We start from the raw sequence: 13,426 nt of genomic DNA, 5'->3' as shown, positions 1-13,426 counted from the left end.
ACGCCTTTGTATCTTATTTTTAGGAGAAAAATCATGACTCAAGCTAATTTTGGTGTTGTTGGTATGGCCGTTATGGGTCGTAACCTTGCCCTTAACGTAGAATCACGTGGCTATACGGTAGCTATTTATAACCGTTCAGCAGACAAGACAGAAGATGTTGTTGCAAGCAACCCAAGTAAAAACTTGGTACCAAGCTACGATGTAGAAAGTTTTGTCAAATCCATTCAAACACCTCGTCGTATTATGTTGATGGTGCAAGCAGGACCTGGTACAGATGCTACTATCCAAGCGCTTTTGCCGCATTTGGATAAAGGCGATATCTTAATTGACGGCGGGAACACTTATTTTGAAGATACGATCCGTCGTTCAAAAGAGTTGGCTAATTCAGGGATTAACTTCATCGGTACAGGTGTGTCTGGTGGTGAAAAAGGAGCCCTTGAAGGGCCCTCTATCATGCCTGGTGGGCAAAAAGAGGCCTATGACTTGGTTGCGGATGTTTTGGAAGAGATTTCAGCTAAAGCTCCTCAGGATGGCAAGCCATGTGTCACTTATATCGGTCCAGATGGAGCAGGTCACTACGTGAAAATGGTTCACAATGGTATCGAGTACGGGGATATGCAATTGATTGCGGAGTCTTACGATTTGATGCAAAATCTTCTTGGTTTGGATGCTGCTGAAATGGCTGAAATCTTCACAGAATGGAATGCGGGTGAATTGGATAGCTACCTCATCCAAATTACAGCGGATATCTTGACGCGTAAAGACGATGAAGGTCAAGATGGTCCAATCGTAGACTACATCTTGGATGCTGCCGGTAACAAGGGGACTGGTAAATGGACCAGTCAAAATGCCCTTGATTTGGGTGTGCCATTGTCCCTCATTACAGAGTCTGTATTTGCTCGTTATATCTCCACTTATAAAGAAGAACGTGTGCATGCCAGCAAGATCTTACCTGGTGTAGACTACAAATATGAAGGCGATAAAGCGGAATTGATTGAAAAAATCCGTCAGGCCCTTTATTTCTCAAAAATTATTTCATATGCACAAGGTTTTGCTCAATTGCGTGTGGCTTCAAAAGAAAACAACTGGAACTTACCGTTTGCAGACATCGCTTCCATCTGGCGTGATGGCTGTATCATCCGTTCACAGTTCTTACAAAAGATTACGGATGCTTATAACCGCGAAGCTGACTTAGCGAACTTACTTCTTGATGAGTACTTCTTGGATGTAACAACCAAATACCAACAAGCGGTTCGTGATATCGTAACCATTGCCGTTCAAGCCGGTGTTCCTGCACCAACCTTCTCAGCGGCCATCACCTACTATGACAGCTACCGTTCAGCAGATCTCCCAGCCAATTTGATTCAAGCGCAACGTGACTACTTCGGTGCTCATACATACCAACGTAAAGACAAAGAAGGTACATTCCATTATTCATGGTATGACGAAAAATAAGCTATGGCTAAAAAGATTTTAATAGCAGGGAAAGAGCGTAATTTATCGCACTTTGTTTCTATGGAATTGCAGAAATATGACTATCTTGTTGATTATGCCTCCAATGGACAAGAAGCACTTTCTCTAGCTCAGGAAACAGATTTCGATTTACTACTTGTCAGTTATCAATTGGCTGATATGACTAGCACGGATTTGGCAAAAGATCTTCATCGTTTCAAACCAGCAGTTGTTATGATTGTTGTCGTTGAAAGTGATGAGGCTAAAAAATATGGTCAAGAAATTGAAAAATATGCTGTTTTCTATACCATCAAGCCTTTTGTTATTTCTGATTTGGTTGAGCAGGTCAATACCATTTTTCGTGGACGTGATTTCATTGATGAAAACTGTCAGCAAGTAAAACTTCATGCAGCTTATCGTGATTTGAAAATTGATTTTCAAAATCGAACGGTTCACCGTGGTCAGGAGTTAGTTGCTTTGACTCGGCGAGAATATGATCTTCTTGCCAACTTGATGGAAAGTCAAGAAACCATGACTCGTGAACAACTCTTGGAGCGAGTTTGGAAATATGAATCTGCGACGGAAACGAATGTTGTAGATGTTTATATCCGCTACCTAAGGGGTAAATTGGATGTGCCTGGTCAAGAGTCCTATATCCGTACAGTCCGTGGGATAGGTTACGCTATGCGAGATTAATAAAAGTAAAAAGTCTGGGACTTGTGAATACCCAGGCTTTTTACTTTTATGGCTTGAGCAGTTAGAAAAAGTTGAATGGCAATCTTGGATGAACTATCTTTCTCAACTTTTTCTAATTTTATTCTAGTTTTGTTTTAAGACTTTTGCTGATAGATAAGGTATACTAAGATAGTAAGCTAGTTTATGAAAGGGAAAATATATGAAAAATGCCATGAAAGAAAAAATGTTTTTGATTGCTTTTGCAGCTTTTGTATTATTAGTAGTTTTGAATTTTAACGATATTTATGGCCTCGTTGAGATTCTGTTAGCTTCTATGAATTCGCTTTTCATCGGTGCAATTTTAGCTTTTGTTCTTAATGTACCTATGAAAAAACTAGAGGAGTTGATTGCTAAAGTTCATTTCTTAGAGAAAATGAAACGCTCTTTGTCCCTAGCTGGAGTCTTGGTCGGCTTTTTCCTCATTGTGACAGGGGTGGTCATGATTATCTTACCAACTTTAAGCACGACCATTTCGCAAATTGTAACAGTTGCAAATGAAGCAGTGCCTAAGTTACTGGATAGTCTTCATGATAGTGGTTTCTTATCTGATAAATGGTCTGAACAGATTACAGATTATATTTCCCGTTTTACAGATTGGAGCAATCTTTCCTCTTATGCAACGGGTTTTCTCTCCGGTTTAGTAACTAATGTTGGAGGAATTTTCTCCAATGCTCTAACAGTTATCATGGCATTTTTCTTTACATTAGCAATTCTTACTAGTAAGGAACATTTGCAAAGCATGACTCTGAAATTTCTCTATGCTCTCTTTCCTGAAAAGTTTGTCAAAAATGTTACTTATGTTGGTGAAGTTATACTAGATACATATGATAAGTTTTTAATGAGCCAAATTGTAGAGGCTGTCATCATCGGTATGCTTATCTTTGTTTCCTACAGTCTTTTTGGTCTTCCCTTCGGAGCTATGGCTGGGATTCTAGCGGGTGTTCTTTCGTTTGTCCCTTATATTGGTCCCTTGGCGGCCTGTCTTATTAGTGCTCTTTTTATTTCCGTACAAAGTCCTCTTCAAGGACTAGGTTCTATTGTCTTATTTCAAGTCCTTCAGTTGATTGAAGGAAATATCATCTATCCTCGTGTAGTGGGACAATCGGTTGGTTTGCCTATTCTTTTCACTCTGGCAGCTGCTCTTATAGGCGGGAACCTCTTTGGGCTTTTGGGAATGGTCTTTTTTACACCAATTTTTGCAGTCATTTATCGCTTGGTCAGAGAGTGGACTTACCGTCGCTTGGACGAGAAATCTATCCAAGTTGATATAGAGTGAGAATGAAGAAGTCAGATTGAAAAAGAAAAAATGAGAAAAGTCTGGTTTTTCCAGTCTTTCTTTTCAGTACGACGGGCATGTCGTACATCTGAGGTGCAAGTCCTCCGTGGGCACCCGCTACCGGTGAACCCAATAGCGACTCCCAAGCCTGACTATCGCGAGGTAGCGGGGAGAGGAAGGGATAGCGAAATCGTGGCTCTACGAACAGAAACATGATATTAAGGCGTATATAGCGGATGAGGGGGCTGAAAACTCTAAAGTCCAAACAGGTAGTCGTAACCTATATGCGTAAATCACGAGAGTAATTGAAGTGGAGCGAAGGGCTTAACAATTAACCGAAGTAATCCTACTTCACTTGTGTCTGTAAAACTAGCGGTCTGATAGAACTGGATGCGGTCATGTATTGACTAGAGGAAGGTTCACCAATATAAGATGTCCCTCAGACACCGAAACAAGAAAGGAATACGCACATGTCACAGTTACTAGATACTATTCTATCTCGCTCCAACATGGTGGAAGCCTACAATCAAGTGAAAGTCAACAAGGGTTCAGCTGGAATTGATGGCATCCCAACAGTAATGGACAGAATGATTCAACAGGCCATCGTCCAAGTTATCAGCCCTCTGTGTGAACCTCATTTCTCCGAAACGAGCTATGGGTTTAGACCGAAACGGTCATGCGAAAAAGCCATCATCAAGTTACTAGAATACCTTAATGATGGCTATGAGTGGATTGTGGACATTGACCTTGAGAAATTCTTCGACACAGTTCCCCAAGATAGATTGATGTCTCTTGTCCATAACATTATCCAAGATGGAGATACAGAGTCTCTGATTCGTAGGTATCTTCATTCGGGTGTAGTTATCAATGGACAGCGCCATAAAACGCTGGTGGGAACACCACAAGGTGGGAATCTATCTCCCCTCCTGTCCAATATCACGCTCAATGAGCTGGACAAGGAATTGGAAAATCGAGGGCTTCGTTTCGTCCGGTACGCAGATGACTGTGTCATCACAGTTGGGAGCGAAGTATCTGCCAAACGTATCATGTATTCAGTTAGCCGATTCATTGAGAAGCGACTGGGATTGAAAGTCAATATGACCAAGACTAAGATTACCAGACCGAGTCAACTGAAGTACCTTGGATTCGGATTCTGGAAATCAGCTGAAGGTTGGAAAAGTCGTCCACATCAAGAGAGTATCCAGAGTTTCAAGAGGAAACTTAGGAAGCTCACAACACGCAAATGGAGCACTGACTTGGGTAGCCGTATTGAGAAACTCAACTGGCTTATTCGCGGATGGATAAACTACTTCGCATTGACTAACATGAAGTCAGTCATGGGAGAAATTGATAAACGATTGAGGACACGAATTAGAGTTATTATTTGGAAACAATGGAAGAAGAAGTCAAGGCGACTTTGGGGACTACTTAAACTAGGGACTCCCAAATGGATAGCTGATAAGGTATCTGGCTGGGGTGACCACTATCAATTAGTGGCACAAAAGTCAATTCTAAAACGAGCTATATCAAAACCAGTCCTCGCTAAACGTGGACTGGTTTCATGCCTAGATTATTATCTTGAACGACATGCGTTAAAAGTTAGTTGAACCGCCGTGTGCCGAACGGCACGCACGGTGGTGTGAGAGGGGCTAGGAATTAGTCTCTACTCGATTGCACGCCAAACGCATGAAGAAAATTTCGTTTTCAGAAATCGAAAAACATAATGACAAAATCAATCAAAGTAGTACACTATAGATAGAGGTGACTAGTATGATTGATTTTATTGTTTACCGAGAAGACCACAACCAGACCTTAGACAAGCGAGCAGCCTTCAATCTAAACGCCATTCGAAAATTGTGTCTTTATTTCTTGAAGGTTATTCAATTTCCTAAGAAGGATCTCAGTTATCGCAGAAAACAACGCTATATTTCTGTCCATTTGAATGATTATTTACCACAGTTATTTGGAAAGTAGGGACCAATTAATGATCAAACGAACTTTCTACCTTCTTAAAAATCGTTTCTAGGCACAAAAAGGTTAAGGGAAACTTTTCATGCGTACGGCGTGACTCGATTGAAGGCATTCTTTCATTCTAGTCCAATTTATGGTACAATGAGGTGATAATGATAAAATGGGGGAGATAAGATGCGTTGCCCGAAATGTAATAGTTTGAAATCCAGCGTTGTGGACAGCCGACAAGCCGAAGATGGCAATACCATCCGTCGCAGAAGAGAGTGTGAAAATTGCCATTTTCGCTTTACAACTTATGAGCGTCTAGAAGAAAAAACCCTCGTTGTGGTCAAAAAAGATGGAACGCGGGAACAATTTTCGCGTGAGAAAATCTTTAATGGCATCATTCGTTCGGCACAAAAACGTCCTGTTACCAGTGCAGAAATTGATGAAGTTGTTAACCGCATTGAGCAAAGAGTAAGAGCTCAAAGTGACAGTGAGATTGAAAGTGATGTCATTGGTAATCTGGTTATGGAAGAATTGATGGATTTAGACGAAATTACCTATGTTCGTTTTGCATCTGTTTACCGTTCCTTCAAGGATGTCAGTGAGATCGAAAACCTCCTCAAGCAGATCACAAAAAGTGATCGTCAGAAGAAATAAAGATGATTATGAGACCTAACCACACCTATTCTTTTGTGGGTAAGCTAGCAATTTGGCCGGACTCGGTCAGTCTGAGTACTTGTTATCAGCCCATTATCGGCTTGCAGGCTTTCGCCCTCTATCACTACCTTTGTGTAAGCAATGACCAGGGTTTTGGTCGCTATCGATTTAGTCAAATTTTAAACCATCTCAATTTTGGTACTCAGGCTCTAGAACAAGCTTTTGACCTTCTGACTGCCATGAAACTTCTGTCCATTTACCAAAAAGATGAGGAGTTCATCTTAGTATTACAAGCACCTCTGTCAAAACAAGAATTTTTAAACAATGAGCTCTATCGTGCTCTTTTGGTCAAAAAAATCGGAGAGTCAGCTGTGGAGCAGATGAAGATTAACCTGCCAAATCCAGAAAAGAATATCTCCAAGCCTTTTTCTGAAGTTTTCCAAATGGATGGTCAAATTGATCCTCTTAAGAATATAGTCCATCGCTTTGATTTGGGTGCTTTTAAGCAAACCATGGCCCGCAACCATCTCCTGTTTCAGGATGAAGAGACGGACATCATTGGATTGTATCATTTGGCGGAACAAGAGAACTGGACTTGGATGGATGCCTATCAAGTGGCTCGTCAAACGGCTGTTAATCACAAAATTTCACTCAAACGGATGCAGGAAAAAGTTCTTTCTGAACAGAAACAAGAGAGAACAAAAGGGCCGTTTTCTGCAAGCGAAGAAGCCATTATTCGTGAGAGTAAGTCCTTGCTTCCCTTAGATTTTTTGACAGCTATCAAGAGCAGTAAGAAAGCTGCAGTGATTGCTTCTGAGAAGAAATGTCTGACGGAATTAGCTAATCTAGGCTTGTTGAATGAAGTCATCAACATTATTGTTCTCTATACCTTTAATAAAGTTGACTCAGCTAATCTTAATGAAAAGTACGCTCTCAAGCTAGGGAATGATTTTTCTTACAAGGAAATCAGAACTGCTGAATCAGCGATCGAAGCCCTACGAGATAGGTCTAAACCCGGGGCTAAAAAGGAAAATACCAATCAAACATCGAATGTCCCAAGCTGGAGTCAAGAAGAAGTAGATACCAAACAGACTGAAGCCGGTCAAGCAAAGTTAGCCGCTCTTTATCGTGAGTTAGAAGAAATGGAAAGTAAAGGAGGGAATGCATGAAATCTGTTCAAGAAAAATTAGAAAAAAATTCACATCGTGGTCAGTCCTATGAAGAACTTGTCGCAAGTATTTTACAGGATAAAGATGTAGCTGATTTCATCAAGGAGAACCATCTGAGTCAAGATGAAATCAACCGTTCTATTTCCAAATTCTATGAGTTTATTAACGAGCGGAAACATTTTTTGGATGGAGATTCAACCTACATTGCAAAAGGTTACCAACCAGTTCTCATTATGAATGAAGGTTATGCAGATGTTTCCTATTTAGAAACAGAAGAATTGGTAGAAATTCGCAAACTAGAAAGTATAAAAAATAGGATCCAACTGATTAACATGCCTAATGTGTTGCGCAATATTACGGTATCTGATATTGATCGCAGCGATGAGAATCGTGTTGAGGTTATGTTGGCCATTACCGATTTTGTGAAGAGGGTTGAGGAGAAACCAAAAGGTATCTATCTCTATGGGCAATTCGGAATTGGTAAGAGTTACCTGATGGCCTATCTCGCTAATCTACTGTCAAAGACCTGTCTATTGTCTACCACCATGATCCATTATCCAACCTTTGTTGTGGATATAAAAAATGCTATCAAAGATGGTTCAGTTAAAGAGAGAATTGATGCGGTTAAAATGTCGCAAGTTTTGGTATTAGATGATATTGGAGCTGAGCAACATAGTCCCTGGGTCCGTGATGATGTTTTGCAGGTCATTCTTCAGTACCGTATGCAAGAAGACTTACCTACATTTTTCACCTCAAACTTTTCACTTAAAGAGTTGGAACGTCATTTTGCATCTGGAAAAACGGGTGACGAAACCTGGCAGGCAAAGAGAGTCATGGAAAGGATTCGCTATTTAGCCAATGAGATGTTTTTGAAAGGAGTCAACCGCCGATGAATGAAAGCATTAAACTGATGATGGCTCATTCTTCTGTTCGCCGTTTCAAAGATGAAAGTATTCCGGATGAAGACCTGCAAAAAATTTTAGAAGCAGCTGGTGCAGCTTCCTCTTGGAAAAATTTCCAATCCTACTCCATCATCGTGGTACGGTCGGAGGAGAAAAAGAGAGCTCTCTGCGAGTTGACCCCTCAGCCAGCTATTATACAGGCTGATACCATTTTACTTTTTGTGGGAGATCACAACCGAGCGAGCAAGGCAGCAGAACTTCATAGTGCGACCTTTGATGCAAAAGGTACGGAAAATCTTCTTATTTCATCCGTGGATGCTGCTCTTGCTGGTCAAAATGCCATGCTGGCAGCGGAAAGTTTGGGTTATGGCGGAGTTTTCATCGGTATGATTCGTCATTCGGCTCTAGCGGTAGCGGAAATATTCAACTTGCCTGATTACACTTATCCAGTTTTCTGTATTGCCTTGGGTGTTCCCAATCAGAACTTCCCGGTCAAACCGCGCCTAGCCCTAGATACTTTTGTTTTTCAGGAAGAATACAAGGAGCAGACGGTAGACACTATTGAAGCTCACGATGCGATTCAAACAGAGTATGCAGGCGCTCGTCAGACAGAACTCTGGTCTGAACGTCTAGTAAACCAATTCAAAGAAACTGAACAACCTGAAACCAAGGCTGTTCTCGAAAAAAATAAATTACTTTAGAAACGAAAAGAGGAGGCCTCATGGCTTTACCAACCATCGCCATCGTGGGACGTCCCAACGTTGGAAAATCAACACTATTTAATCGAATTGCAGGAGAACGGATTTCCATTGTCGAAGATGTCGAAGGCGTAACCCGTGATCGCATCTACGCAACAGCCGACTGGCTCAACCGTAAATTCTCTATCATTGATACGGGTGGTATCGATGATGTAGACGCCCCTTTCATGACCCAAATTAAGCATCAGGCTGAAATTGCCATGGATGAGGCAGATGTCATTGTTTTTGTTGTATCTGGAAAAGAAGGGATTACGGATGCGGATGAATATGTTGCTCGCATTCTTTACAAGACCCATAAACCAGTTATTTTAGCTGTCAACAAAGTAGACAATCCAGAGATGCGAAATGAAATCTATGATTTCTATGCTCTTGGCTTGGGAGATCCTTACCCCGTTTCATCTGTTCACGGTATCGGTACGGGTGATGTCTTAGATGCCATTGTCGAAAAACTTCCGACAGAAGTAGAGCCTGAAAACGAAGATGTCATTCGCTTCAGTCTTATCGGCCGTCCAAATGTTGGGAAGTCCAGTCTAATCAATGCGATTTTGGGTGAGGACCGAGTCATTGCTAGCCCAGTTGCTGGAACGACTCGAGATGCGATTGACACTCATTTTACTGACAGCGAAGGCCAAGAATTTACCATGATTGATACGGCAGGTATGCGGAAGTCTGGTAAGGTCTATGAAAACACAGAGAAATACTCTGTTATGCGTGCCATGCGTGCCATTGATCGCTCAGATGTTGTCCTCATGGTCGTCAATGCTGAAGAAGGCATTCGCGAATATGACAAGCGGATTGCTGGTTTTGCCCATGAAGCGGGTAAAGGAATCATCATTGTTGTCAACAAATGGGATACTTTGGAAAAAGATAACCATACTATGAAGAACTGGGAAGAGGACATTCGTGACCAGTTCCAATATTTGGCTTATGCACCGATCGTCTTTGTATCTGCCTTGACCAAACAGCGCCTGCATAAGTTACCGGACATGATCAAACAGATCAGTCAAAGTCAAAATACCCGTATCCCATCAGCTGTTCTGAACGATGTCATCATGGATGCCATTGCCATTAACCCAACACCAACAGATAAGGGCAGACGTCTTAAAATCTTCTATGCAACCCAGGTTGCGACCAAGCCACCAACATTTGTGGTCTTTGTCAATGAAGAAGAACTCATGCATTTCTCCTACCTGCGTTTCTTGGAAAACCAAATCCGAAAAGCCTTTGTCTTTGAAGGGACACCAATTCATCTGATTGCACGTAAGAGAAAATAAAATTTAAATAAAAGAATAGAACCTCTCTTTTTGATGTGAGGTTCTTTTTGTTTCTTGGTAAGTGTGCTATAATGAAAGGATGAATTGAAAAGGGTATGAATTGAAAAATGAGTAGAATGATGCCGGGCCGTGTACGCCAAGAAGGAATTGAATATTATGAAAAAGGCCAATTATCCCTTGAAAAAGTAGACGGTCAAAAACTTTTTTTGCGAATTGCAGGAGAGGATTTTTACTACCATTTGGACGGACAGGATTTGTCCTGTACTTGTTCTCTTTTTTCTCAAAAAGACTATTGCCAACATCTAGCAGCAACGGAGTACTTTCTCAAGAACGACTCTTCTGTTAAGGAGATGATTGAGCAAGTCCAGAAAGAGAGTCAAAAAGAAGAGGAAAGAGAACGTCACAATTACTTTGGTGGCCTCTTTTTGGATAAGATTTTGGGGTCACTAGAGCCCAAACTAGTTAAGTACCGACTGGTGGCCGAAGGTTCTTTAGGAGCTTATGATAAGCAAATTGACTGGACCTTGAAAATCAGCCGTATACCGGATCAACGTAGCTATGTTATCCGTGATATTGGAGCTTTTCTAAAAATTTTGGATCATGGTGGACACTATCAGATTGGAAAAAATTATTACGAACCACTTTCCTTTGAGGAGTTTGATAGAGCCAGTCAAGATTTGATTGAATTTCTATGGCAGCTGATTCCAGAAAAAAACTTAGTGGCTAGTGATGTTTTAGTCAATTTTGGCCGTAGTTTACGCCTTCCACTGGCCTATTTTGAGGAAGGATTGGAACTTTTACAAGGACTCTCCTCCTTTCAATTTTCTCACGGAGTTAGTGTTTACTCGAATGTTTTTGTATTGCCTTATGATGCAAATTTAGGTCTTTTTCATTTTGAACTAAAGGCTCATACCCACATGCTGGAGCTTCTCATTAAGGAAAGACCGATTCAAGACTTGATGCAAGGTCGCTACCTCATAATAGACAACAGTCTTTATTATTTAAACCGCCAAGAAAGGGCCTTACTTGCCTCTCTAAAAAGTCTTATTGTTGCGGATGATGGCCTTAAAAAAATCCAGGTTGATTATCAGGATCAGGAAAAGTTAGCTTTGGTGCTTGAAGATCTACAATTGCTTGGCAAGGTTATTGCTCCTAAGAAATTCAGAATTCACAATTTTCAAGCTGCCTTTTATTTATCAAAAGTGGATCAACTCTTATATTTAGAAACCACCCTCGATTTTGCAGGTATCTTAGTCAAGAGTCAAGAAGATTTAGAAGAGCTTCCTTTTCTACCCAATTATCATCATCTGCAAAGAATAGTTGCAACTATTGAAAATTTGGGGTTCAGAGGAAAATTCCATGCCCAACGTGAAGTCTTACAAGCAAAAGATCTCTATCAGTTCTTTACGGATGGCTTGAGTAATCTGCGAACTTTAGGAGTCTTGACTCTGGCACAGGAAGTAGAAGATTTGCTAGTGGAGGACGCTCCTCAAATCTCAGTGTCTACATCAGGCTCTCTTCTGGATATCTCCTTTGATTTTTCGGGTATTGCAGTAGATGAGATCCAGGCAGCAACACAGGCCCTTTTGAACCAAGAAGCCTACTTTACTAGTAAAACGGGCCATCTGCTTGTTTTTGATGAAGAGACGAAGAAAATCAGCCAGACCTTGCAGTTCTTGCGAGCTCGCCATGCGTCTGGTGGCCATCTGACCCTCAACAAATTAGCTGGCTATCAGTTGGCTCAGACTCTTGAAAATCGTCATCAAGTCCACTTGTCTACAGATTTTCAAGAATTAGCTCATGATTTGGCTCATCCTGAATCGTATCCACTTTCCAAGTTGAACCTTCAAGCGGATTTGCGAACCTATCAAACAGAGGGTGTCAAGTGGTTATCCATGCTTGATAAATATGGTTTTGGTGGAATTTTAGCAGATGATATGGGCTTAGGGAAAACTTTGCAAACCATTGCCTTTCTCAGTCAGCAAATTAAAAAAGATTCTCGCGTGCTCATCTTAGCACCTGCCAGTCTGATTTATAACTGGCAAGAAGAGTTCCATCGCTTCGCCCCTCAATTGGATGTTGCTGTAGTCTATGGCCACAAGTTAGAGAGAGATGCTATTTTAGCAAAGGACCATCAGGTACTTGTGACCAGCTATGCCTCTTTTCGACAAGATATTGAGACTTATCAAGCCAATAAACATTACGATTACTTGATTTTAGATGAAGCTCAAGTCATGAAAAACTCTCAGACCAAAATTGCTCAACACTTACGAGACTTTGAGGTCGGGAATTGTTTTGCTCTGTCGGGCACGCCGATTGAAAATAATCTAGCTGAAATCTGGTCTATTTTTCAGATTGTTCTACCCGGTCTATTGCCCAATAGGGTGGACTTTAGTAAATTATCAGCCTCACAGGTAGCGCGTATCATAAAACCGTTTGTCCTCCGCCGGAAAAAAGAGGATGTCTTGCTGGAATTGCCTGATTTGATTGAGGTGAATGTTCTCAATGAATTGACAGATAGCCAGAAGGCAATATATCTGGCTCAATTGCAGCAGATGCAGGCCAGTATCGTTGGTGCCAGTTTAGCGGAAATCAATCGTCGCAAAATTGAAATTCTTTCTGGTATAACGAGACTCCGGCAAATTTGTGACACGCCCAAACTCTTTATGGATGATTATCAAGGTGATAGTGGAAAACTAGACAGCCTTCGTGACCTCCTAGTCCAACTAAAGGAGGGCAATCACCGTGTCCTAATCTTTTCTCAGTTTAGGGATATGTTGGAAATCATTGAGTCTGACTTGACTAGATTAGGTTTGTCTAGTTACAAATTGACCGGCTCAACACCAGCTGGCCAAAGGCAAACCATGACCCGAGCCTTTAATGCGGGGAGTCGAGATGTCTTCCTTATTTCCCTCAAGGCTGGAGGAGTGGGATTGAATCTCACAGGAGCAGATACCGTTATCTTAGTGGATCTTTGGTGGAATCCAGCTGTTGAAGCTCAGGCTATCAGTCGGGCCCATCGCATGGGACAAACGGAAAAAGTTGAGTTTTATCGACTGATTACCAGAGGAACCATTGAAGAGAAAATTCAGGCTCTACAGGAGACCAAGAAAAATTTGGTCACAGCTGTTCTAGATGGCAATGAGAGTCGAGCAAGTATGACTGCCCAAGAAATTAGGGAGATTTTGGGGATTTCCTAAACAAGTAGAGGCTAAAATAAGCTAAATATGCTATAATAATTTCTTGA

General features: G+C 41.3%; 10 protein-coding genes and 1 pseudogene. All 11 read left to right on the top strand.

Annotation, left to right across the window (positions count from 1 at the left end; genetic code table 11):
* Positions 1-33 precede the first annotated feature (33 nt).
* A complete protein-coding gene (gndA, locus tag BN1356_RS10330; protein ID WP_093651303.1) occupies positions 34-1,455 on the top strand; it encodes an NADP-dependent phosphogluconate dehydrogenase in 1,422 nt (473 codons plus the stop codon).
* A gap of 3 nt (positions 1,456-1,458) precedes the next feature.
* Positions 1,459-2,148, top strand: a complete 690-nt coding sequence (locus BN1356_RS10325; protein WP_093651302.1) for a response regulator transcription factor — start codon at positions 1,459-1,461, stop codon at positions 2,146-2,148.
* A 199-nt stretch (positions 2,149-2,347) separates the two neighbouring features.
* A complete protein-coding gene (locus BN1356_RS10320) occupies positions 2,348-3,463 on the top strand; it encodes an AI-2E family transporter (RefSeq protein ID WP_093651301.1) in 1,116 nt (371 codons plus the stop codon).
* Between the two features lie 470 nt (positions 3,464-3,933).
* The gene (gene ltrA, locus BN1356_RS10310) at positions 3,934-5,070 is read left to right on the top strand and encodes a group II intron reverse transcriptase/maturase (RefSeq protein WP_093651299.1); all 1,137 of its coding nucleotides are present in this window, start codon (positions 3,934-3,936) and stop codon (positions 5,068-5,070) included.
* Positions 5,071-5,245: 175 nt separating this feature from the next.
* A pseudogene (locus BN1356_RS10305) lies at positions 5,246-5,437 on the top strand (ISAs1 family transposase); the annotation flags it as partial.
* A gap of 171 nt (positions 5,438-5,608) precedes the next feature.
* On the top strand, positions 5,609-6,076 hold the full coding sequence (nrdR, locus tag BN1356_RS10300; RefSeq protein ID WP_093651298.1) for a transcriptional regulator NrdR: 468 nt from the start codon (positions 5,609-5,611) through the stop codon (positions 6,074-6,076).
* 2 nt (positions 6,077-6,078) lie between these two features.
* Positions 6,079-7,245, top strand: coding sequence for a replication initiation and membrane attachment family protein (locus BN1356_RS10295; RefSeq protein WP_245620337.1), 1,167 nt, complete (start codon positions 6,079-6,081; stop codon positions 7,243-7,245).
* The gene (gene dnaI, locus BN1356_RS10290) at positions 7,242-8,138 is read left to right on the top strand and encodes a primosomal protein DnaI (RefSeq protein ID WP_093651297.1); all 897 of its coding nucleotides are present in this window, start codon (positions 7,242-7,244) and stop codon (positions 8,136-8,138) included. The genes BN1356_RS10295 and dnaI overlap by 4 nt, the downstream gene beginning before the upstream one ends.
* A complete protein-coding gene (locus tag BN1356_RS10285; protein WP_093651296.1) occupies positions 8,135-8,848 on the top strand; it encodes an NADPH-dependent oxidoreductase in 714 nt (237 codons plus the stop codon). The genes dnaI and BN1356_RS10285 overlap by 4 nt, the downstream gene beginning before the upstream one ends.
* A 20-nt stretch (positions 8,849-8,868) precedes the next feature.
* On the top strand, positions 8,869-10,179 hold the full coding sequence (der, locus tag BN1356_RS10280) for a ribosome biogenesis GTPase Der (RefSeq protein WP_093651295.1): 1,311 nt from the start codon (positions 8,869-8,871) through the stop codon (positions 10,177-10,179).
* A 107-nt stretch (positions 10,180-10,286) separates the two neighbouring features.
* A complete protein-coding gene (locus tag BN1356_RS10275; RefSeq protein WP_093651294.1) occupies positions 10,287-13,379 on the top strand; it encodes a pilus expression-regulating Snf2 family helicase in 3,093 nt (1,030 codons plus the stop codon).
* The last annotated feature ends 47 nt before the right edge of the window (positions 13,380-13,426 follow it).

This window comes from Streptococcus varani, from assembly GCF_001375655.1.
Taxonomy (GTDB): domain Bacteria; phylum Bacillota; class Bacilli; order Lactobacillales; family Streptococcaceae; genus Streptococcus; species Streptococcus varani.
The sequence above is the reverse complement of the archived record's forward strand: the minus strand, read 5'-3'. Positions and strand labels throughout refer to the sequence as shown.